Annotated in this window: 21 protein-coding genes; 6 read left to right on the top strand and 15 right to left on the bottom strand. The window is 75.3% G+C overall.

The window, feature by feature from the left end; genetic code table 11:
* Positions 1 to 26: 26 nt before the first annotated feature.
* Positions 27 to 611, top strand: coding sequence for a CGNR zinc finger domain-containing protein (locus IE106_RS23655; RefSeq protein WP_189537199.1), 585 nt, complete (start codon positions 27 to 29; stop codon positions 609 to 611).
* Position 612: 1 nt separating this feature from the next.
* Here the strand turns inward: IE106_RS23655 and IE106_RS23650 are convergent, their stop codons facing one another.
* Together IE106_RS23650 and IE106_RS23645 are read right to left on the bottom strand one after the other, a co-directional pair.
* On the bottom strand, positions 613 to 1,773 hold the full coding sequence (locus IE106_RS23650; protein WP_189537198.1) for a methyltransferase: 1,161 nt from the start codon (positions 1,771 to 1,773) through the stop codon (positions 613 to 615).
* Positions 1,774 to 1,842: 69 nt separating this feature from the next.
* Positions 1,843 to 2,277, bottom strand: a complete 435-nt coding sequence (locus IE106_RS23645; RefSeq protein ID WP_189537197.1) for a GNAT family N-acetyltransferase — start codon at positions 2,275 to 2,277, stop codon at positions 1,843 to 1,845.
* A gap of 58 nt (positions 2,278 to 2,335) precedes the next feature.
* On the opposite strand from IE106_RS23645, the gene IE106_RS23640 reads away from it, so the two are divergent.
* Together IE106_RS23640 and IE106_RS23635 are read left to right on the top strand one after the other, a co-directional pair.
* On the top strand, positions 2,336 to 2,941 hold the full coding sequence (locus IE106_RS23640; protein WP_189537196.1) for a DUF6461 domain-containing protein: 606 nt from the start codon (positions 2,336 to 2,338) through the stop codon (positions 2,939 to 2,941).
* 90 nt (positions 2,942 to 3,031) lie between these two features.
* Positions 3,032 to 3,238 (top strand): DUF1918 domain-containing protein, encoded by a 207-nt coding sequence (locus IE106_RS23635; protein ID WP_189537195.1) that lies wholly within the window; start codon positions 3,032 to 3,034, stop codon positions 3,236 to 3,238.
* Positions 3,239 to 3,269: 31 nt separating this feature from the next.
* Here IE106_RS23635 and IE106_RS23630 read toward each other — a convergent pair whose 3' ends face one another.
* Positions 3,270 to 4,562 (bottom strand): glycoside hydrolase family 10-like protein, encoded by a 1,293-nt coding sequence (locus tag IE106_RS23630; RefSeq protein ID WP_189537194.1) that lies wholly within the window; start codon positions 4,560 to 4,562, stop codon positions 3,270 to 3,272.
* Between the two features lie 305 nt (positions 4,563 to 4,867).
* Between IE106_RS23630 and IE106_RS23625 the strand changes: the two genes are divergently transcribed.
* Positions 4,868 to 5,728, top strand: a complete 861-nt coding sequence (locus tag IE106_RS23625) for a 3-hydroxybutyryl-CoA dehydrogenase (protein ID WP_189537193.1) — start codon at positions 4,868 to 4,870, stop codon at positions 5,726 to 5,728.
* A gap of 236 nt (positions 5,729 to 5,964) precedes the next feature.
* On the opposite strand, the gene IE106_RS23620 is transcribed toward IE106_RS23625, so the two are convergent.
* The 9 genes from IE106_RS23620 to infC form a co-directional block, all read right to left on the bottom strand.
* Positions 5,965 to 7,308, bottom strand: a complete 1,344-nt coding sequence (locus IE106_RS23620; RefSeq protein WP_189537192.1) for an NsdA family TPR-like regulatory protein — start codon at positions 7,306 to 7,308, stop codon at positions 5,965 to 5,967.
* Positions 7,309 to 7,553: 245 nt separating this feature from the next.
* A complete protein-coding gene (locus IE106_RS23615; RefSeq protein WP_189537191.1) occupies positions 7,554 to 8,636 on the bottom strand; it encodes a PP2C family protein-serine/threonine phosphatase in 1,083 nt (360 codons plus the stop codon).
* 199 nt (positions 8,637 to 8,835) lie between these two features.
* Positions 8,836 to 11,364: a phenylalanine--tRNA ligase subunit beta gene (gene pheT / locus IE106_RS23610; RefSeq protein WP_189537190.1), complete on the bottom strand. Its 2,529-nt coding sequence runs from the start codon at positions 11,362 to 11,364 to the stop codon at positions 8,836 to 8,838.
* Positions 11,364 to 12,491 carry a phenylalanine--tRNA ligase subunit alpha gene (gene pheS / locus IE106_RS23605; protein WP_189537189.1) on the bottom strand — a complete coding sequence of 376 codons (1,128 nt, stop codon included), beginning with the start codon at positions 12,489 to 12,491 and terminating at the stop codon, positions 11,364 to 11,366. Before pheS ends, pheT begins: the two co-directional genes overlap by 1 nt.
* Positions 12,492 to 12,629: 138 nt before the next feature.
* Positions 12,630 to 13,790, bottom strand: coding sequence for a sensor histidine kinase (locus IE106_RS23600; protein ID WP_189537188.1), 1,161 nt, complete (start codon positions 13,788 to 13,790; stop codon positions 12,630 to 12,632).
* A 54-nt stretch (positions 13,791 to 13,844) separates the two neighbouring features.
* A complete protein-coding gene (locus tag IE106_RS23595; protein ID WP_189537187.1) occupies positions 13,845 to 14,702 on the bottom strand; it encodes a TrmH family RNA methyltransferase in 858 nt (285 codons plus the stop codon).
* A gap of 115 nt (positions 14,703 to 14,817) precedes the next feature.
* On the bottom strand, positions 14,818 to 15,204 hold the full coding sequence (rplT, locus tag IE106_RS23590) for a 50S ribosomal protein L20 (RefSeq protein ID WP_066950970.1): 387 nt from the start codon (positions 15,202 to 15,204) through the stop codon (positions 14,818 to 14,820).
* 95 nt (positions 15,205 to 15,299) lie between these two features.
* The gene (gene rpmI, locus IE106_RS23585) at positions 15,300 to 15,494 is read right to left on the bottom strand and encodes a 50S ribosomal protein L35 (protein ID WP_010476245.1); all 195 of its coding nucleotides are present in this window, start codon (positions 15,492 to 15,494) and stop codon (positions 15,300 to 15,302) included.
* Between the two features lie 118 nt (positions 15,495 to 15,612).
* The gene (gene infC / locus IE106_RS23580; protein WP_189537266.1) at positions 15,613 to 16,218 is read right to left on the bottom strand and encodes a translation initiation factor IF-3; all 606 of its coding nucleotides are present in this window, start codon (positions 16,216 to 16,218) and stop codon (positions 15,613 to 15,615) included.
* A gap of 377 nt (positions 16,219 to 16,595) precedes the next feature.
* Between infC and IE106_RS23575 the strand changes: the two genes are divergently transcribed.
* Positions 16,596 to 16,958: a DUF1844 domain-containing protein gene (locus tag IE106_RS23575; protein ID WP_189537186.1), complete on the top strand. Its 363-nt coding sequence runs from the start codon at positions 16,596 to 16,598 to the stop codon at positions 16,956 to 16,958.
* A gap of 27 nt (positions 16,959 to 16,985) precedes the next feature.
* Here IE106_RS23575 and IE106_RS23570 read toward each other — a convergent pair whose 3' ends face one another.
* From IE106_RS23570 to IE106_RS23560, 3 genes are read right to left on the bottom strand one after another with little or no spacing between them, the layout of a single operon-like run.
* Positions 16,986 to 17,720: an SseB family protein gene (locus tag IE106_RS23570; protein ID WP_189537185.1), complete on the bottom strand. Its 735-nt coding sequence runs from the start codon at positions 17,718 to 17,720 to the stop codon at positions 16,986 to 16,988.
* 26 nt (positions 17,721 to 17,746) lie between these two features.
* Entirely contained in the window at positions 17,747 to 18,955 is a 1,209-nt protein-coding gene (gene mycP / locus IE106_RS23565; protein ID WP_189537184.1) for a type VII secretion-associated serine protease mycosin, read from the bottom strand.
* The gene (locus IE106_RS23560) at positions 18,952 to 19,746 is read right to left on the bottom strand and encodes a hypothetical protein (protein WP_229840720.1); all 795 of its coding nucleotides are present in this window, start codon (positions 19,744 to 19,746) and stop codon (positions 18,952 to 18,954) included. The genes mycP and IE106_RS23560 overlap by 4 nt, the downstream gene beginning before the upstream one ends.
* Before the next feature lie 586 nt (positions 19,747 to 20,332).
* Here IE106_RS23560 and IE106_RS23555 point away from each other — a divergent pair.
* Entirely contained in the window at positions 20,333 to 21,535 is a 1,203-nt protein-coding gene (locus IE106_RS23555; protein WP_189537183.1) for an amino acid deaminase/aldolase, read from the top strand.
* The last annotated feature ends 4 nt before the right edge of the window (positions 21,536 to 21,539 follow it).

The following is a 21,539-nucleotide window of genomic DNA, read 5'->3' as shown; positions in this document are numbered from 1 at the left end:
ACGCGCGTAACGGAAAACCACACCAGATGCGTTACATTCCAGGGGTGTACGCCGACGACCGCTCCTCCCGCCACTCCGCGCACGCCGTCGCCCGCCGCACCGAGGCCCTCGTCAACGCCCTGACCCGCGACGACCCCTCCCCCACGCCCGAGGCGATCGCCGCGCTGCTGCGGGAGCACGGCGAGAACGAGCCGGTGGCCGTGTCCGGGCGGGACGTGGCGGAGATGCGGGCGGCGGCGCGGGCCCTGCGCGCGGTGTTCGCCGCCGACGGCCTCGACGCGGCCGTGGCGGAGCTGAACCGGCTGCTCGCCCGCGGCCCCGGCCCGCTGCGGCTCACCTCGCACGGTGGCGGCAGCCCCTGGCACCCGCACCTGGACGGGTCGGACGACGCCCCGTGGGGCGAGTGGCTCCTGGCGTCGTCGTGCCTGTGCCTGACGGTCCTCGTGTGGGACCGCCAGCGCCCGCCGGGCGGTGTCTGCGCGGCGCCGGGCTGCGGGAACGTGTACCTGGCGCTGGGCAGCGGGGTGCCCCGCCGCTACTGCTCGCGGCGGTGCGCGACCCGCGAACGGGTGGCCGCGCACCGGCGCGCCAGGGCGGGAGGGGACCGGTAGGTCAGCGCTTCACGGCGCGCAGCACCACGAACTTCGGGTCGCTCCCGACGACCTCGCAGTTGCCGAACACCCGGCGCAGGGCCACGTGGTAGCCGAGGTGGCGGTTGCCGACGACGCGCAGTTCGCCCCCGCCGCGCAGGACGCGGCGCGCGCCGGTGAACATCCGGCGGGCGGTCGCGTCGGTGAGGGCCTGGTGGCTGTGGAAGGGCGGGTTGTTCAGGACCACGTCGACGGAGCCGTCCGGGACGTCCGCCGTGCCGTCGCCGACCACGAAGCGCGCCGTGGTGCCGGGCGGCGCGGAGGCGCGGAACGTCTCCTCGGCGGAGGCGACCGCCTGGTACGACTCGTCGGTGAGCACCACCTCGGCGCCGGGTTCCGCGACGGCGACGGCGAGGCCGACCACGCCGTTGCCACAGCCCAGGTCGAGGACGCGGGCCCCGTCGAGGCCGCTCGGCAGGTGCTGGAGGAACAGGCGGGTGCCGATGTCGAGCCGGTCGGCGCAGAAGACGCCCGCGTGGTTGACGACGGTCAGCCCGGCCACCGCCGGGGCGTCGCCGGGCAGCGCGTACCGGTGCGGCCAGGGGTTCCCGGGGCGCCGGAGGTCCGGGGCGGGGGTGGTGTGGACGAGCCGGGCCTTCTTCACCGCGAGGGAGGTGCGGGTGGGGCCGACGAGCCGCTCGAAGAGGGTCAGCGTGGAGGTGTGGATCTCCTTGACCATGCCCGTGCCGACGACGGCCGTCCCGGCGTGGAGGGCGGGCGCGAGGCGGTGCAGCTGGTCCTCCAGGAGCGCCAGGCTCTTGGGGACGCGGACCAGCAGGACGTCGACGCGGGCAGGCGGGGCGTCCCGCGTCGTGAGGAGGCGGACGCGCCCCTCGGCGTGGCCGGCGCGGGCCAGGTTGGCGCGGGTGGCCTCGCGGCCGAGGTACGAGTCGGTGATCTGGACCAGCTCGCCGGGTTCCGGGTGGCCGGCGAGGGCGGTGACGAGGGCGCCCCAGCGGTCGCCGACCACGGCCACGGTGCCCGTGAGCGCGGGGGCGCCGGGCTCCGCGAGGTACCGCAGCAGGTACTCGTCGGCGGCGTCCCAGGCGCGGAGGGGGTCGCGGGGGTGCTCGGGGAAGCGGGTGAGCGCGTGGTCGCCCCATGACGTGGTCAAACGGTTCATCGTGGGGTTCAGGCTAGCGGGTGCCGCGGCGGTCGGGCGCCCGCGGCCGGGGCGCCCGCCCGGCCGGCGCTACCGGAGGTCCAGGGTCATCCAGTGGTGCGGGTCCTCCAGGGGCCTGAAGCCGATCCTCCGGTACACGCCGTGGGCGTCCTGCGTGGCCAGCGCGACGCGTTTCGGGCCGTACGGGACCAGGTGGTCGCGGACCACCGACACCAGGGCGGTGCCGAGGCCCGCGCCGCGGGCGGCGGGGTCGACGTACACGTCGCAGAGCCAGGCGAAGGTCGCGAGGTCGGTGACGACCCGCGCGTACGCGGCCAGGGCGCCGCCCTCCCGCTCGTACGCCCCGAAGTTGAGCGAGGCGTCGATGGCGCGGTCCTGCTCCTCGCGGCTGCGGCCGAGCGCCCAGTAGGCGTCGGTGGACAGCCACCGGTGGATCCGCGCGCGGTCGAGTCGGGCAGGGTCGGTCGAGAACTCGTACGAGCCGAAAGCGATCGTCTCCTTCATGGTCGAACGTTCGCAGGGGAAGGGGTCGTTGTCAGTGGCGGATGCCACGATCGGAGGCATGAACGCGACTGCTGCCGACTACCGCTGGCTCGGCGACCACTGCCCGGAGCTGATCGAGGCGTACTGCGTGACGCTGGTGCACGCGGTGTCCCCCGAGGAGGCGCTCGGGCGGTTGCGCGCGCGTGCGGACGGCCGGGTGACGGGCATAGCCGCGCTGGTCGAGGCCGCGGGGAAGGCGTGGAAGGCGTCCGGCGGCGACCGGCACTTCCTGGGCCTGTGCGCGGTGGACGGCTGGACGCTGCTGGTCGAGCCGAACGGGTACCTGGGCAGCCTCGACGAGGCGGCGGCACCCCTGTCGCGGGGCACGGAGCTGGTCACGCACTTTCGCAACGTGAACGCGGTGGACCACTTCAGCCGGTACGTGGACGGCGAACTGCGCCTGCACTTCGAGCCGCTGTTCCCGTACGCGCGGGAGGGCGCCGACCCGGACGGGGCGGTGGCGCTGATGCGGGAGGTGGGCTTCGACCTGCGCGGGGACGACGCGGACCCGGAGGGGTCGACGGAGGCGGCGTTCGCCCTCGCGGAGCGGCTGACCGGGGTGCGGCTGACGCCGGAGCTGCTGGACGGGGCGGAGTTCCGCACCGCGTCGGCGCCCGTCTTCTGAGGCGGGCGGGTCCGCTCCGGGTGACGCGGACCACACCTTCGGACGTAGACTCCCGTATACGGACATACCGGCGCGAGGAGGTCACTCCTGATGGAAGCAACCGTGGGCGACAAGCTGCTGGTGCACGGCCGGGTGGTCGGCCGGCACGACCGTACGGCCGAGATCGTCGAGGTCCTCGGCGAGCACGGCCACCCGCCGTACCGCGTCCGCTTCGACGACGACGGGCACGAGGCCGTGATGTCCCCGGGCCCGGACGCCGTCGTGCGTCACAAGGGGCAGTTCGGGACGCGTCCCTGAACACCCCGGGCGGACACGCCTCCCCCACGCCTCACCACCCCGGAGGACGGACCGGTGTCGGGTAGTGGTCGGCCACGACCCTGGCCATCGCCCCGATCCGGTCCGTGACCACGTCCCGGGCGCCGAAGAAGGCGTGTCCCAGCACCTGGTCGTGGCCGAGGGCGAGGGTGAGGTGGCGGGACAGCTCCGCCGGGTCCTGCCAGGGGGCGGGCGCCGCCGGGTCCCCGGCCCGGTACAGGCCCTCCCCCACGTACAGGTGGACGCCGGTGCCGCGCACCACGTCGCTCCACCACGGCACGAGCGTGGCGTAGTCGGCGGCGCCGAAGCCGATGTGCCAGTACAGCTGGGGGACGACGTAGTCGATCCAGCCCTCCTTGACCCACCTGCGGGTGTCGGCGTGCAGGTCGTCGTAGGTCTGCAGGCCGCGCGTGTCGGAACCGCGCGGGTCGGTCGTGGCGTTGCGCCAGATGCCGAAGGGGCTGATGCCGAACCTCACGTCCGGCTTGACGTCCTTGATCCGCTCGGACATCTCGCCCACCAGCCGGTCGATGTTGTCCCGCCGCCAGGCCGCCCGGTCGGGGAAGCCCCCGCCGTGCGCCTCGTAGGCCGCGTCGTCGTCGAAGACCTCCCCGGCCACCGGATAGGGGTAGAAGTAGTCGTCGAAGTGGACGGTGTCGAGGTCGTAGCGGCGCACGGCGTCGAGCATCGCGTCCTGGACGAACCGCCGGACCTCCGGCAGGCCGGGGTCGTAGTAGAGCTTCCCGCCGTACGGGACGACCCAGTCCGGGTGGCGGCGCGCCGGGTGGTCCTCGGCCAGGCGCGTCGGGTCGGCGTGGGTGGCGACGCGGTACGGGTTGAACCAGGCGTGCAGCTGCAGGCCGCGCCGGTGCGCCTCCGCGACGGCGGTGCCGAGCGGGTCCCAGCCGGGGTCCCGGCCCTGGACGCCGGTGAGGCACTGCGCCCAGGGCTCGTACGGCGACGGCCACAGGGCGTCGGCGGTCGGCCGCACCTGGAGGATCACCACGTTGAGACGGCGCTTCACGGCCTGGTCGAGCAGGGCGATCAGCTCGGCGCGCTGGTCGGCCGCGGGCAGTCCGGTGCGGGAGGGCCAGTCGCGGTTGACGACCGTCGCCACCCACATCCCGCGGAACTCCTCCGCACGCGCGCCGCCGCGCCGGGGCTTGCCGTCCCCGCCACGCCGGTTCCCCGGCTCCGGCCCCGCGGCGCCGGCCACGTCGCCGGTGACCATCAGCGACGCCACCAGCCCCGCCGCCCCCGCGACCACTCCGCGCCGCCCGACACCGCCGCCACCCTTGTGCCCCATGGGTCACCCCAGCCTTCCCGTCGATCCCTGGTCCGCTTCGCTCCCGGTCTGCCCCGGTCCCCGTCGGCCGTCCCGCGGTCCTCCCGCGCACCTGTGATCGTTTCGACCGCTTCGCGCCCTGTGCACCCGGTGAGGCGGGAGCGGGCGCTCCGGACCGTATGACCGTCCTCGCAGAGCATGCCCGGCCCGGACGGTCGTCGATCCGCGCGAACGGAGTAACGTCGTGGGGTCGAGGCGGGGGTGCCGGAACCATACGGCCGCCCCGCCATCCGAAGATCAGCGAAAGGCACGAGGTGACGGACTCAATGGCCGACATTGCACGCGTCGGAGTGGTGGGCTGCGGTCAGATGGGCGCGGGCATCGCGGAGGTGTGCGCCCGCAGCGGCCTCGAGGTCAAGGTGGCCGAGACCACCGGCGAGGCGCTGGAGATCGGCCGTACCCGGCTGTACAACTCCCTCGACAAGGCCGCCCAGCGCGGCAAGATCAGCGAGGAGGAGCGCGACGCGACGCTGGCCCGGCTGAGCTTCACGACCGACCTCGGGGAGTTCGCCGACCGCGATCTGGTCATCGAGGCGGTCGTCGAGAACGAGCAGGTCAAGACGGAGATCTTCCAGGTCCTCGACCAGGTGGTGACCCGGCAGGACGCCATCCTGGCGTCCAACACGTCGTCCATCCCGCTGGTGAAGCTGGCCGTGGCGACCTCCCGCCCCGACCAGGTCATCGGCATCCACTTCTTCAACCCGGCGCCGGTCCAGCAGCTGGTCGAGCTGATCCCCGCGCTGACCACCTCGGAGGGCACGATCAGCCGGGCCCAGGCCGTGGTCGAGAAGGTGCTCGGCAAGCACGCGATCCGCGCCCAGGACCGGTCCGGCTTCGTGGTGAACGCGCTGCTGATCCCCTACCTGCTGTCGGCGATCCGGATGTTCGAGTCGGGCATCGCCAGCCGTGAGGACATCGACAACGGCATGGAGATGGGCTGCGCCCACCCCATGGGCCCGCTGAAGCTGTCCGACCTGATCGGCCTCGACACGGTCGCCTCGGTCGCCGACTCGATGTACGCCGAGTACAAGGAGCCCCTGTACGCGGCTCCCCCGCTGCTCCAGCGCATGGTGGACGCGGGCCGTCTGGGCCGCAAGACGGGCTCGGGCTTCTACCCGTACTCCTGAGCACCGGGGGCCGACACCCGCAGGTCCGGCCCCCGCGCACCGGCCGGTCCGGGCGCGCGGGCGGCGCGGCCCCGGCGGACCGGCCGCCGTACCGGCGGCCGGACACCTCCCCGCGGGCGACCACCACGCCGGGAACCGGCCCCGCGCGCGGCGGGCGGACGCGACGGCCCCCTCCGGTCCGCCGACGTGCGCGGGGCCGGCTCCCGGATGCGGTGGCGGCATGGCGGCGACGCCCGTCAGACCGGGACGCGCAGGGCCGCGTCGATCCTCCCGGCCGCCTCCTCCGCGTCCCCCGAGCCGCTGGCCACCAGCCGCTCCCGCACCTCGCGGAGACGCCCCCTGAGCCGCCGCGACTCCATCCCGAGGGCCCGCTCGGCCATCTCCGCGGCCGTCCGCGCCGCCCCGTCGGCCTCCCCCTGGCGCAGCTGGACCTGGCTGAGGATCGCCAGCCGGTGGACCCGCCCCCGGTCGTGCGCCGGGGCCCGGGCGGCCGCGGTGGCGTTCTCCCGCGCCCCGGGCAGGTCGCCCAGGCTCAGCAGCGCCTCCGCCACCTGCGCGTTGACCAGCCCCGGTTCGACGTACCCGGTCTCGTCCGGCTCGCACCCGGGCCGGATCCGCTGCGCCTCCCACTCCGCGCGGCCGATGCACCGCAGCGCCGCCGGCCCGTCGCCGAGGCGCGCGTACGCCTTCGCCTGCATCGCGTGCAGGTCGGCGGCGAGCGCCGGGGTGATCCGCCGCCGGGCCGCCCGCAGCGCCGTCTCCGCGAACGCCACGGCCTGCCGGTACTCCCCCGTGAACAGCGCCTGGTTGACCAGCAGCGCGACCACGTAGGCGCCCAGCCCGCGGACGCCGCTCGCCTTCGCCAGCCGCAGGGCCTGGTGGAAGTAGCGCTGCGCCAGGCCCAGTTCGTCGGAGTCGTACGCGCAGATGCCCGCCACCGCGACCAGTCCGCCCGCCGCCCGGTGCAGCCGGCGCCCCAGCGCGTCACCGTAGGCGCCGCGCAGCAGCGGGGCCGTCTCCGCGTTGAGGAACCCGACGATCCGCGAACGGGTCGCGACGCCCCCGGCCCTGCGGTACATCAGCTCGTAGTGGGCCCGGGCCGCGCGGAGCGTCCCGAGGTCACCGGCGCCGACACGCGTCCGGCCGCCGCGCGACACGTCGGCGTCCTCGGGCGGGTTCTCCCACTCCCACACCGGCATCACCGCGGGCGTCCCGGTCGCCGCGGCCACCCCCAGCAGGTGCGGGCGCTGCTGCTCGTCGGACCGCCACAGCGCCGTCGCCCGCTCCACGAACCCGGACAGCGGCGTGCCGGGCGGCGGGACCGCCCCGCCGCCCGGCACGCCCAGCCCGATGTCGTCCAGCGTGACCGGGCGGCGCAGCCGGGCGCCCAGCACCTCGCAGATCAGGTCCGGCACCCGGCCGCGCGGCCGCTGGCCCTTCAACCAGCGGGCCACCGCCGTGTGTTCGTACCGCAGCTCCAGGCCGTGCGCGCGGCCCGCCTGGTTGACGTGGGCGGCCAGGCCCGCGTGGGACATCCCCGCCTCGTCGAGCAGGGCGTCGAGCAGGGTGTTGGGCTGCATGGGTGCCCCCAGGGTGCCGTGCCTCGTCGGCCGCCCCGGGCCGGGGTGCCCCTTTCGCACGGAATGCGGATGAAATGTTCGCACCCGTGCCCCGCGCACTCTCCCGCCAAGCGCCGGGGCCCGGTCGGCACGTCGCCTCCCCGGAGGCGGCCGGACCGCCCGCTCTCCCGCGTACGGGCGGCTTCCCGGCCGCACGCCACGGCGGGGCGGGAGGGGCGCCGGTCCGCACCGTCCGCGTCCGGCCGCTACCGGGGGGACGGCGTGGGCCGGGGGCGGCACGGGCCGGGCCTCCCGGTCCGCGCCGGCACCAGGACGCGCTGAGCGGGCGCCCGGTCGTCGTGGACGACGACGAAGGCCACGTCGTCGGTGAGGCGGCCCCCGGTGTGCGCCAGCAGCGCCGCCCGGACGTCCTCGATGACCCCGGCGGGCGTCCGCGGTGCCCGCCGCGCGACCCGGCCCAGCACCTCCTCCAGCGGGAAGAACCGTCCGGCGGCGTCCCGCGCCTCCCCCGCGCCGTCCGTGTGGAGGAACAGCGCCTCGCCCGGCAGCAGCCGGTCACAGCGCCGTACGGGCAGGGTGTCCGGCAGCGGGAACGCGCCGAGCGGCGGCAGCGGCTCCCCGGCCGCGAGGAGCTCGGCGTCGTGCCCGATCCGGTACGGCCAGGGGTGGCCGCAGTTGAGGACCAGCACGTCGCCGTTGTGGCGGATGTCCAGCAGCAGGAGGGTGACGAACTCCTCGGCCGAGGGGCTCCCCGGCACCGGGTGCCCGGCGCCCTCGTCCCGCGCCCGCTCCCCCACGTACCGCTGGAGCGCCCGGTCGAGCCGCCGCAGCAGGCCGCCGAGCCCCGGCTCCTCGTACGCCGCCTCCCGGAAGCTGCCCAGGACGGCGGCGACCGCGCCGAGCGCGGCCAGCCCGTGGCCCCGCACGTCACCGATGATCACGCGCACGCCGTACGGGGTGGCCACCGCCTCGTAGAGGTCGCCGCCCACGGCCGCCCACGGCACGGCCGGCAGCTGCGTGCCGGCCACGGACAGCCCGTCGAGGCGGGGCGGCAGGGGGCGCAGCAGGACCTGCTGGGCCGCCTGGGCGACGGCCCGGGTCTGCCGCAGCTCGCGGCGCAGGCTCCGGAAGACGCCCATCAGCAGGCCCGCGCCGACGGCGAGGAAGACGGCGCTGCCGGCGACCCGCGTCGCCAGGTCGTCCTGCCGGGCCAGCGGGCAGGTCAGCTTCCACGTCACGGCCGCGGCGCCCCACAGCGTGGGCAGGGCCAGGGGGGCGAGCGGGGCGGCTCCGCGCGCACGGGGCCTCCGGAACCACCTACGGATCATGCGGACCGCCCTTCTTCAGGCCCCTTGTCGCGGTCGGGACGATTCTGTCGATCGTCCCGTCTCGCGGGGAACGTCCACCAGACTTCTCACTCGAATGAGTGAGCAACCGTGCGGACGCCCCCGGCGCCCTCGGCGGCGGGAAACGGAAGGGGCGCGTCCGGTGGTCCGGACGCGCCCCTCCGTACGGGCGACGGGCGGGTCAGGCGCCGCGCAGCACCGCCCCGGTGCGCTCGGCGGCGAGCGCCACGGCGGCGTCGCGGGCGGCCGTGGCCTCCTCGACGGTCAGCGTGCGGTCCCCGGCGCGGAACCGCAGCGCGTACGCCAGGGACTTCCGGCCCTCGCCGATCTGCTCACCGGTGAACGTGTCGAACAGCCGGAGGGACTCCAGCAGCTCGCCCGCGCCCTCGTGGAGCGCGCGCTCCACGTCGGCGGCCGGCACGTCCTCGTCGACGACCAGGGCGACGTCCTGCGTGGCCACCGGGAACAGGGAGATCCGCGGGGCGCGCACGAGGCCGGCGGAGGCCCGCTCGACGAGGTCGAGGTCGAGCTCCATGGCGCACGTGCGGGCGGGCAGGCCGAACGCCTTGACGACGCGCGGGTGCAGCTCGCCGGCGTGGCCGGCGGTCCGCTCGGCGCCGTCGACCACGACGACCAGCTCGGCGCAGCGGCCCGGGTGCCACGGGCCGTACTGGCCCTGCCGGACGACGAGCTCGGTACCGGCCTCCCGGGCGACGGTCCGGGCGGCCTCGACCGCGTCGGCCCAGTCGGCCGGACGGCCCCCGCCCCACCAGCCCGCCTGCTCGCGCGCCCCGGCGAGGACCACGGCGGCGTGCCGCGGCTGCTCGGGCAGGACGGTGTCGACGCCGGCGAGCTCCGCGTCGGTCGGGCGGCGGTCGACGGGCAGCCGCACCGCGACGCCCGGCTCGGCGGGGGCGCGGAAGACCAGGCCGGTCTCGAAGAGGGCCAGGTCGTGGCTGCCGCGGCCGTCGTTGCGGCGCAGCGCCCCGAGGAGGCCCGGCAGCAGCGTGGTGCGCAGCGCGGGCTCCTCGTCGGAGAGCGGGTTGACGAGCCGGACGACCCGGCGGCACGGGTCGTCCGCGGGGAGGTCGAGCTGGTCGAAGACCTGCTCGCCGACGAACGGGTAGGTCAGCGCCTCGACGTAGCCGGCGCCGGCCAGGGCCCGGCCCACCCGGCGGTGGGTGCGCTGGCGCTCGGTGAGCCCGCGGCCGGCGGGCGGCTTGGGCAGCGTCGAGGGGAGATTCTCGTAGCCCTCCAGCCGGATGACCTCTTCGGCGAGGTCGTTCGGCTCGCTCAGGTCGGGGCGCCAGGACGGGACGGTGACGACCAGCTCGTCCTGCCCGTAGACGTCGCAGCCGATCTCCTGGAGGCGGCGGACGACGGTCTCGCGGCCGTAGGCGACGCCCGCGACGCGGTCGGGGTGGTCGGCGCGCATGGCGACCGTGCGCGGGGCGCCCGGCGCGATGACCTGGGTGACGCCGGCCTCGGCCGTGCCGCCCGCGAGGAGGACCAGCAGGTCGACGGTCCGCTGCGCGGCGGCGGCCGCGGCCTGCGGGTCGACCCCGCGCTCGAACCGCTTGGACGCCTCGGAGGACAGCTTGTGGCGGCGGGCGGTACGGGCGATGGAGATCGCGTCGAAGTGCGCGGCCTCGATGACGACCTCGGTGGTGCCGCGGACCTGGCCCGTCTCGGGATCGGTCTCGGCGTCGGCGATCTCGGTGTTCGCGCCGCCCATGACGCCCGCGATGCCGACGGGGCCGCGGTGGTCGGTGATGACGAGGTCGGCCGGGTCGAGGACGCGGACGGTGCCGTCGAGCGTGGTGATCTTCTCGCCGGGCTCGGCGCGGCGCACGCCGATCGGGCCGTCGAGACGGCTGCGGTCGTAGGCGTGGAGCGGCTGGCCCAGTTCGAGCATCACGTAGTTGGTGACGTCGACGGCGAGGGAGACCGGGCGCATGCCCGCCTTCTGGAGGCGGCGCCGGAGCCAGATCGGGGACCGGGCCTCGGGGTCGAGGCCGACGACGGTGCGCGCGGTGAAGTGGGAGCAGCCGACCGGGTCGGTGACCTGGACCGGGTAGCCGTACGAGTTCGGCGCGGGCACGTCCAGGAGCGCCGGGTCGCGCAGCGGCAGCCCGTAGGCGATGGCCGCCTCGCGGGCGACGCCGCGCATCGACAGGCAGTAGCCGCGGTCGGGCGTGACGGCGATGTCGAGGACCTCGTCGTACAGCTCCAGCAGGGCGGTGGCGTCGGTGCCGACCTCGTGCTCGGGCGGCAGGATGATGATGCCGTGCGTGCCGTCGTCGCCCATGCCGAGCTCGTCGGAGGAGCAGATCATGCCGCGGGACATCCGGCCGTACGTCTTGCGCTCGGCGATGCGGAAGTCCCCGGGCAGGACGGCGCCGGGGAGGGCGACGACGACCTTGTCGCCCTCGGCGAAGTTCCGGGCGCCGCAGATGATCTCCTGGGGCTCGCCGGTGCCGTTGGCCTGGCCGACGTCGACGGTGCAGAAGCGGATCGGCTTCTTGAACTCGGTCAGCTCCTCGACGGTGAGGACCCGGCCCACCACGAGGGGGCCGGTGAGGCCGGCGCCGAGCCGCTCGACGGTCTCGACCTCCAGGCCGGCCGCGACCAGCTTGGCCTGTACGTCACGGCCGGTCTCCGTCGCCGGCAGGTCGACGTACTCCCGCAGCCACGAAAGCGGGACCCGCATCAGATCTCCATCCCGAACGGCCGGGTGAACCGGACGTCACCTTCGACCATGTCTCGCATGTCCTCGACGTTGTGGCGGAACATCAGCATCCGCTCGATGCCGAACCCGAAGGCGAAGCCGCTGTACCTCTCCGGGTCGACGCCGCAGGCGACGAGCACCTTGGGGTTGACCATGCCGCAGCCGCCGAGCTCGATCCAGCCCTCGCTGCCGCAGGTGCGGCAGGGCCGGTCCGCGTCGCCGACGGACTCGCCCCGGCAGACGTAGCAGAGCATGTCCATCTCGGCGGACGGCTCGGTGAACGGGAAGTAGTTCGGGCGGAGCCGGGTCTTCATGTCCGGACCGAACAGCGCCTGGACCATGTGGTCGAGGGTGCCCTTGAGGTCGGCCATGGTGAGGCCCTCGTCGACGGCGAGGAGCTCGATCTGGTGGAAGACCGGGGTGTGCGTGGCGTCGAGCTCGTCGGTGCGGTAGACGCGGCCGGGGCACACGACGTACACGGGCGGCTCGCGGTCGACGAGCGTGCGCGCCTGCACCGGCGAGGTGTGGGTGCGCAGCACGATGCCGGACTCGTCGCCGCGGGTGCCCTCCGGCCCCTGGACGAAGAAGGTGTCCTGCATCTGGCGGGCCGGGTGGTCGGGGACGAAGTTGAGGGCGTCGAAGTTGAACCACTCCGCCTCGACCTCGGGGCCCTCGGCCACCTCGTAGCCCATGGAGACGAAGACGTCGGCGACGCGCTCCATGAGGGTGGTCAGGGGGTGCCGGGCGCCGGCCGGGGTGCGGTCGTAGGGGAGGGTGACGTCCACCGCCTCCTCGACCAGCACGCGCGCGTCGCGCTCGGCCTCCAGCTCGGCCTGGCGGGCGGCCAGGGCCTTGGACACCGCGCCACGCGCCTGGCCGACGCGCTTGCCCGCCTCGGCCTTCGCCTGCGGGGGCAGGGCGCCGATCTCCCGGTTGGCGAGGGCGAGGGGCGAGGTGCCGCCCGTGTGGGCGACCTTCGCGTGGGCGAGTTCGTCGAGATCACCGGCGGCGGCGAAGGCGGCGAGCGCCTCGTCCCGCATGCGCTCGATCTCTTCCGGTTTCAGTGCCTCGACCTCGACTGGGTCGTACGACTTGTTGGGTGCCGACATCTCTTCCCGTACTTCCGAATGGGCTGGCTGGGGCCCCCGCTCGACGACCGAGGACGCAAAGGTGCCAAAGGTCGAGTCTAACGGGGTATGGCTGTCGCGGATGAGCCCGTGGGTGCTGCCGGGTCCGGACCGGCGGGGTCAGATTCCCTGGGTCAGGTACGCCGGGGCGCCCACGGGCAGGGTAAATCGGAACTCGGCCCCGCCGGCGGGGGCGCGGCCGACGGTGATGGCGCCGCCGTGGGCCTCGACGAGGCCCTTGACGATGTACAGGCCGAGGCCGGTGCCGCCGCGGGTGCTCCCCCGCCAGAAGCGGGTGAAGACACGGCCCATCGACTCCTCGGGGATGCCGGGGCCTTCGTCGCTCACGGTGACCGCCGTTCCTTTCTCGTCGTCCTGCGGGCCGGTGGGGGCCACCTCGATGGTGACGGTTCCCTCGCCGTGCCGCACCGCGTTTTCCAGGAGGTTGCCGAGGATCTGGTCGATCTTGTCGGGGTCGGCCCACAGGCTGGGCAGGGGGCGGCGGACGCGGACGAAGAAGCGGTCGGGCGACTGGCCGCGGGCGGTGTGGCCCTGGACGTGGCGGCCGACCGCGGCCGCCATGTCGACGGGCTGGCGGCGCACCTCCAGCCGGCCGGAGTCGATGCGGGAGATGTCGAGCAGCTCCGTGATGAGCCGGGTGACGCGGTTGGCGTCGGCGTCGACGGTCTCCAGGATGAGCCGCTTCTGGTCGTCGGTGAACCGCTCCCACTTGGCGAGGAGGGTCTGGGTGAAGCCCCGGACGGAGGTCAGCGGGGAGCGCAGCTCGTGGGCGACGGTGGCGATCAGCTCGGCGTGGCTGCGCTCGGTGCGGCGGCGGGCCTCGGTGCCGCGCAGGGTGACCACGACGCGGCGGACCGGGCCGAGCGGCTCGTCCCTGACGTACCGGGCGGCGACCAGGACCTCCCGGCCGCCGGGCAGCAGGAGGTTCCGCTCCGGCTGGCCGGTGCGGGTGGCGAGGCCGCCGTACGGGTCGGTCAGCGGCCACCAGCGGCGGCCCTTGAGGTCCTCCAGCGGGAGGGTGTCCTCCAGGCGGCGGCCGAGCGCCCGCTCGCGGGGCACGGCGGTGATGCGGACGGCCTGGGCGTTGAAGCAGACGACCCGGCCGTCGGCGTCGGCGACGACGAGCCCGTCCGGCAGCTCGTCCGGGTCCCACTCCTGGACCGGGAAGGCGGCGGGGCCGGACGCGGGGGCGCCGGGGCGGACCGCCCGGCGCGTCAAGGCGCCGCGGTCCTCCGCGTGGCTGCTCGTCCCGAGCGTCATCCCCGTGTCCCCACCCTCAGTGTCGCGCGACGGGTCTTCGAGCCCGTCACCCTACTAGCTCGGAGTGACGGAACGGCACCCTCCCGCCGCCCGCTGCGCCCGCGCGGAGGCGTACAGGCACACGGCGGCGGCGGTCGCCAGGTTCAGGCTCTCGGCCTTGCCGTGGATGGGGACGCGCACGACGGCGTCGGCGAGGGCGCGGGTCTCCTCGGGGAGGCCCCAGGCCTCGTTGCCGAAGATCCACGCGGTGGGGCCGCCCATGGTGCCCGCGTCGAGCTCGGCGTCGAGGTCGTCCTCGCCGGCGCCGTCGGCGGCCAGGACGCGGGCCCCGGCGGCCTTCAGTCCGGCGACGGCCTGCCGGACGGGGACGCCGACGGCGACCGGCAGGTGGAAGAGCGAGCCGACGGAGGCGCGGACGGACTTGGGGTTGTACAGGTCGACGGAGGCGTCGGTGAGGACGACGGCGTCGGCGCCGGCGGCGTCGGCGCAGCGCAGGACGGTGCCGGCGTTGCCGGGGTCGCGTACGTGGGCGAGGACGGCGACCAGCTGGGGGCGGGCGGCGAGGATCTCCTCGAACGGCGAGTCGAGGAAGCCGCACACGCCGACGATGCCCTGGGGGGTGACGGTCTGGGAGATCTCGGCGAGGACCGCGTCGGAGGCGTGGTGGACGCGGGCCCCGGCGGCGCGGGCGGCGTCGACGATGGCGGCGTACCGGGTGGCGGCCTCGGCGGTGGTGAAGAGTTCGAGCAGCGTCGGCTCGCCGCCCGGCCCTCGGTGCTCGGCGGCCTCGCGGACGGCCTGCGGCCCCTCGGCGATGAACCGGCGTTCCTTGCTCCGGAGGTTCCGCTTGGCGAGGCGCCGCGCGGCGGCGACGCGCGGGGAACGCGGGGAGATCAGCTCGGGGGTGCCCATGGTGCTCGGCGACTCTTTCTGGCTGCGGGGTCGGGGTCGTGGCGGGACGGTGAACGCGCCGGACCCGCAGGCTCGGGGCCTGCGGGTCCGGTCGGAAGAACGGCGGCCTGGGAGATCAGGCGGCGGCCTTCGGGGCGTTGACGTCGCTCGGGAGGGCCTTCTGGGCGACCTCGACGAGGGCGGCGAACGCGCCCGCGTCGTTGACCGCGAGCTCGGCCAGGATCTTGCGGTCCACCTCGACGTTGGCGGCCTTCAGACCCTGGATGAAGCGGTTGTACGTGATGCCGTTGGCGCGGGCAGCGGCGTTGATGCGCTGGATCCACAGCTGGCGGAAGTCACCCTTGCGCTTCTTGCGGTCGTTGTAGTTGTAGACCAGCGAGTGGGTGACCTGCTCCTTCGCCTTGCGGTACAGGCGCGAGCGCTGGCCGCGGTAACCGCTGGCCTGCTCGAGGATCGCACGGCGCTTCTTGTGAGCGTTGACTGCGCGCTTGACGCGTGCCACTTGTTGACTCCTTGTAGCGGGGCCGCGGGGATGGTCACACGGCCCGAAAACGAATGGGTCCCGGCTTACGGGGGCTTCGGATCAGGCGATCAGGGTCAGATGCCCAGCATCTTCTTGATCTTGGCGCTGTCACCCGGGGCCATCTCGGCGTTGCCAGTGAGGCGGCGCGTCAGCTTGGACGACTTGTGCTCGAGCAGGTGGCGCTTGCCGGCGCGCTCGCGGAGCACCTTGCCCGAGCCGGTGATCTTGAAGCGCTTCTTGGCACCGCTGTGCGTCTTGTTCTTCGGCATAGCGCCGTTCTCTCCTCGTCAGTGGCGCTCCCAGCCGGTCCGGGGACCGGCGCGCGGGAGCGTCAGATGGATCGTTTTCGGGTCCTGGGCGGAATTGCCCCGGACACGGCCTTGCAGGCTACTCGGCGGACGAATCCGCCTGGGCGGGCTGGCCCTGGCGCTCCGCCTTGCGGGCGGCCTGCGCCTCGCGGGCCTCGGCCATGGCTTCGGTCTTCTTCTTGTGCGGACCGAGAACCATGATCATGTTGCGGCCGTCCTGCTTCGGGTTCGACTCGACGAAACCGAGCTCCTGGACGTCCTCCGCGAGCCGCTGCAGGAGCCGGTAGCCGAGCTCCGGCCGGGACTGCTCGCGTCCGCGGAACATGATCGTGATCTTGACCTTGTCGCCCTGCTTGAGGAACCGGACGACGTGACCCTTCTTGGTGTCATAGTCGTGCGGGTCGATCTTCGGCCGGAGCTTCATCTCCTTGATGACCGTGTGCGCCTGGTTCTTGCGCGCCTCACGGGCCTTCATGGCCGACTCGTACTTGAACTTCCCGTAGTCCATGAGCTTGCACACGGGCGGACGGGCGTTCGCCGCGACCTCGACCAGGTCGAGGTCGTACTCCTGGGCAAGCTCCAGGGCCTTGGCAAGCGGAACGATTCCGACCTGCTCGCCGCTGGGACCGACAAGTCGCACCTCAGGAACGCGAATCCGGTCGTTGATGCGGGGCTCGGCGCTGATGGATCCTCCTCGGTAGCACCACGCGACCGCCTGGCGGACGGACGCGCAACGTCTGTTTCAGTGAGACCAACCGCGCCGGCGCATGAAAAATGCCCCGGACGGGACACAGGCGGGGCTCCTGGTGATACCGGAACACCGCCACGGCGAACCGCGGGGCGCTGTACTCGGGCGGGTCCATCGTCCGTACGGAACGATGGGCGCCGCCTGACCGGTGACCCGCCGCCCGGAGGGCGGCCAGGTGGGAGACGGAGCCTCCACTTGTGGGCCGGAGCACTTGGGTTCCGGCCGGTCGTCACACCAGGCTACCAGCTGACCGGGGCTGCGCCCAACCGGGCGGGCGGCGTCCGGTGTCCCCGGGACCGCCTATCGTGTGGGGCATGAGTGACGCCACGCCCAGCGAGCCCGGACCCGACTTCGCCGCCATGACCCGCGACATCGCGGAGGTCCCCGCGGTGGAGGTGATCGTCACGGTCGCCGTGAACCTGATGAGCGCCGCGGCCGTGAAGCTCGGGCTGACCGAGGAGGGGGACGCGCACAAGGACCTCGACGAGGCCCGCAAGCTGGTGCACGCCCTGGCCGGTCTGCTGGACGCCGGCGCGACGGAGATCAGCTCCTTCCACGCGGCGCCGCTGCGGGACGGGCTGAAGTCCCTGCAGCTGGCGTTCCGCGAGGCGTCGCTGGTGCCGGACGAGCCGGGCCAGGGGCCGGGCGAGAAGTACACCGGCCCGGTCTACGGCTGACCGGGGCGGTCCCTCCGCCCCCTCCCCTCACTCCCGTACGTAGAAGGGCCCGCCCGGCGGGGTGGCCCCGGCCGGCAGCAGCGCCAGGTCGAGGCCCCGCACCAGGCGGGCCCTCAGCGTCTCGTCCGCCGCCATGGCCGTCGCCACGCGGCGCGCCGCCTCCGCGGGGGCCGCGCCCGGGGCGAGGACCAGGGCGAGCGTGCCGTCCGCGCCGCCGCCGCGGCCCAGGTAGGCGCGCAGCACCGCCGGCTCGGCGGCGACGACCGCACGCACGGCGCCGGTGACGGCGGGGTCCGCGAGGGGGTCGGTGCTGGTGCGGCCCTCGGCGAGGGCGAGCAGCGCCCGGCCGGTCAGCTCGTACGGCACCGGTCCCGCCATGTCCAGGATCAGCGTGTCGGCCTTCTCGTGCGCGGCCGCCTGGAGCGCCTGGTGCAGCGGTACGGCGACGGGGCGGGCGGCCGGGTCCCAGCGGGCCAGCGCGTCGGTGGACGTGAACGCGGGCAGCGCGCGGCGATCGCCCGCGGTGAGCGTGGGCACCGCCATGTCGCTGGTCTTCTCGCGGCGCAGCCCGTTCTCGTCCTCCTCCACCTCGCCGAGGAGGGCGACGACGGGGACGAGCAGCCGGGCCCCCTTCAGCGCCTCCAGCACGCGCGGCTCGGCGCCGCGGTCCTCGGCCCAGGCCGCGAGGGCCGCGGTGAGCCGGGGGTCGGCGGAGCCGTCGTCGTCGGAGAAACCGGGGTCGGGAATGTTCTTGAGCGCCACGCGCCGAGCCTATCCGGGCGGCCCGCTCACCCCGTACGGCGCCCTCCGCGCCACAGCACGGCGGCGCCCACCACCAGCAGCGCGCCGACGCCGCCGGTGACCGGGGCGACGAGGCCGGCGGGCTCCTCCGGCTCGGGTTCGCGGCGCGGGCCGGGGCCGAAGTACTCGCGGCCGTAGCCGGCGGCGGCGGCCTTGAGGTCGGCGGGGCGGAGCGCGGCGCCGGCCTCGATCGCGGCGGCCGGGTCGACCATCCCGTACCCCTTGTCGTCGTCGCGGCCGCCCTCGGGGCCGTCGCGCGCGGTGTCGGCGAGGAGCTTCTTGATCTGGGAGGGCGTGAGGCCGGGGTGCGCGGCGCGGACGAGGGCGACGGCGCCGGAGACGAACGCCGCCGCCGCGCTGGTGCCCCAGCCCTCGTAGTACTTGCGGTCCGGGTCGGCGATGACGACGTTGACGCCGGGCGCGCTGACCGTGGCGTACCAGCGGCTGGTGGAGAACGGGGCGTGGGCGCCGAAGCGGTCGACGGCGGTCACCGCGATCACGCCGGGGTAGGCGGCGGGGTACGAGACGCGGTCGCCCTTCTCGCCGCCGTTGCCGGCGGAGGCGACGACGACGGCCCCCTTGGCGAGCGCGTACTGGACGGCGGCGTCCTCGGCGGCCTCGGGGTGGGCGGACTCGCTGTCGTCGCCGAGGGAGAGGTTGATCACGTCGGCGCCCTGGTCCGCGGCCCAGCGGATGCCCTGGGCGAGGGCGCCGCCGCGGGTCTGGCGGGCGCGGACGCGGGCCTTGTCGGCGCCTTCGAGGATGACGCGGACGGGGAGGATCCGTACCCCGGGCGCGACGCCGATGACGCCGTCGCCGCCGCCGGGGCCGTGTCCGTGGCCCGCGATGATGCCGGCCATGGCAGTGCCGTGGCGGGCCCAGGCGCGGTCGCCGCGCCGGGCGCCGAAGCCGATGAGGTCCTTGCCGGGAAGGACGCTGCCGGCGAGGTCGGGGTGGGTCTCGTCGACGCCGGTGTCGAGGACGGCGACGGTGACGCCCTCGCCCTTGGTGGTCCGCCAGGCCTGCTCGGCGTTGATCGCCTCGTTGCCCCACTGGCGGGCGCGGATGCCGTCCGCGCGGGCGGGGGCGGCGGGGAGGAGGGCGAGGGCGGTGGCGGTGAGGGCGGCGAGGAGGAGCCGGGCGGTGCGCGTGGGGCCCGGCGTGCCGGTGGTGCGGTCGGTGCGGGTGTGCTTCACCGGTCCTCCTTCCGCTCGGGCCCTTCGGTCGCCCGGGTGACCACCGTGCGCAGGCCCTTCTCCACCCGGTCCGCGACGCCGTGCGCCTCGTGGCCGAGCCCGGCCTGCGCGGGGGCGGTCGTCTGGCCCTTGGCCATCGCCTGCCGGGCCGGCTGGGGCCGCGGCACGGCGCGGCCGTCCGCGAAGCCGGAGACGCCGTACACGACGACGGGGACCTCGGTGAGGACCTTCACGTGCCAGCTGGCGCGCTGGACGTTGCCGAACCGGGCGGCGACGGTGCCGGGCGCGGCGAGCGCGGGGGGCATGAGGTCGGGGTCCTCGTCGAGGCCGCCGTCGGTGAAACGGGCGTGCAGGGCGGTCATGCCGGCGGTGTCGGTCTCCATGAAGACCATCCCGACGGTGGTGACGCTGCTGGACGTCGCGTCCGCGTAGGTGGCGCGCAGCACGCGCAGGCAGCCGGCGGGCGCGAGGGCGGCGGCCAGCTGCGGCTGGAGCACGGTGGCGCAGGGCGCGTCGGGCGCGACGGCGACGCGCGTCCAGGCGCGGTCCGCCCCGCCCGGGCCGGCGCCCTCGCCCGCGAGGGTGCGCGGGAAGAGGGTGTCGACGGGGGTGCTGTGCCAGAGCGTGGCGGCCTCGGTGTAGGCCGTGCGGTCCGGTGTGCCGTCGGGTCCCCGGAGGACCCAGGCGCCGGCGGCCGCCCCGGCGATCAGCCCCAGCCCGAGGACGAGGCACACGACGGCGGCCGGCATCCGCGCGATCCGCCGCGGCTCGCGGACCGGCCGCAGTTGCACGGTCGTCTCGTGGGGGGCCTCGGGCGGAGCCCCGTACCCGAACGGGTGCGCCAGGGGTCCGGGCCCGGCGGGCGTCCGCGCCGGGGGCGGCGGGGCGGTCGGGGGCGGCGGGGCGGCGGCGGGCGGGGTGTCCGGCCGGCCGGCGGGCCGGGGTGCCGGGACGCCGCCCGCCGGCGCCGCGGGGCCCGCGGCGGGCGGGGTATCCGGTCCCGGTGGGGCCGAAGGGGCGCCGGGGGCCGGGGAGTCGGGGGTCCGGGGCGCCGGCGGGGCGCCGGCCCGCGCGGGCCGGTCCCCGGCGCGGGGCGCGCCCTCGGGGGGCTGGTGGGGGATGGGGCGGAGGCGGGTGGTGGTCTCCGCGGGGGACTCGGGCCGAGGGGCCGGGCGCCGTGCCTCGGTGCTCATCCGCCCCCCTCGTCCTCGTACCGGAGACGCCGTCGGGGCAGGCCCGTTCACCGGCGTGTAGGCGTCACTCTAAAGGCTGTGGACGGGCCCGCGGGAACGCGGCCGCAGGTCGGGACGGATCTGACCGGAACGTCCCGTCCACGCCCCCTACCCACTGGTAACGGGGTCTGGCACGCTCTGGCCCATGACTCCCCGTGCCGCTGACCGCGCCCGCTACGACCGGGCCGCCGCGGGGCTCGACGCCCCGCTCGCCGTCGTCGACCTGGAGGCTTTCGACGCCAACGCCGACGACCTCGTGCGCCGTGCCGGGGGCAAGCCGGTCCGGGTCGCGAGCAAGTCGCTGCGCTGCCGCGCGCTGCTGGAACGGGCGCTGGCGCGGCCCGGCTTCGCGGGGGTGATGTCGTTCACGCTGGAGGAGTCGCTGTGGCTGGCGCGGTCCGGCTTCGGCGACGTGCTCCTGGCGTACCCGTCGGCGGACCGGGCCGGTTTCGCGGAGCTGACCGCCGACCCGAAGCTCGCGCGGTCGGTCACGGTGACGGTGGACGACCCGGCGCAGCTGGACCTCGTCGAGGCGGCGCGCGGGGACGGCCGGGAGGAGGTGCGGGTCTGCCTGGAGCTGGACACCTCGCTGCGGCTGCTCGGCGGGCGCGTACGGATCGGCGCGCTGCGGTCGCCGCTGCGGGAGCCGGCCGAAGTGGCGGAGCTGGCCCGGTCGGTGGCGCGCCGGCCGGGGTTCCGGCTGGTGGGGCTGATGGGGTACGAGGGGCACGTCGCGGGGGTCGGCGACGCGGTCGAGGACCGGCCGGTGCGGTCGCGGGCGGTGCGGCTGATGCAGTCGGCGGCGCGGCGGGAGCTGGCGGGGCGGCGGGCGGCGGTGGTGGCGGCCGTACGGGCCGTCGCGCCGGACCTGGAGTTCGTCAACGGCGGCGGCACCGGGAGCGTGCAGTACACGGCGGCCGAGGACGCAGTGACGGAGGTCGCCGCGGGGTCGGGGCTGTACGTGCCCCGGCTGTTCGACCACTACACGTCGTTCAGCGGCCGGCCCGCCGCCCTGTTCGCGCAGCCGGTGGTGCGCCGGCCGGGCGTGGGCGTCGTGACGGTGCTGGGCGGCGGGTACCCGGCGTCGGGTGCGGCGGGCCGGGACCGGCTGCCGGTGCCGTACCTGCCGGAGGGGCTGCGCTACGACCCGTTGGAGGGGCCGGGCGAGGTGCAGACGCCGCTGCTGGGCTCGGCCGCCGACGACCTGCTGATCGGCGACAAGGTGTGGTTCCGGCACGCGAAGGCGGGCGAGCTGTGCGAGCGGTTCGACCGGCTGCACCTGGTCGAGGGCGACCGGGTGGCGGCGGTCGTGCCCACCTACCGCGGCGAGGGGCGGACGTTCCTGTAGCGGG

The organism is Streptomyces roseolilacinus (assembly GCF_014649335.1).
GTDB classification, from domain to species: Bacteria; Actinomycetota; Actinomycetes; order Streptomycetales; family Streptomycetaceae; genus Streptomyces; species Streptomyces roseolilacinus.
The sequence above is the reverse complement of the archived record's forward strand: the minus strand, read 5'-3'. Positions and strand labels throughout refer to the sequence as shown.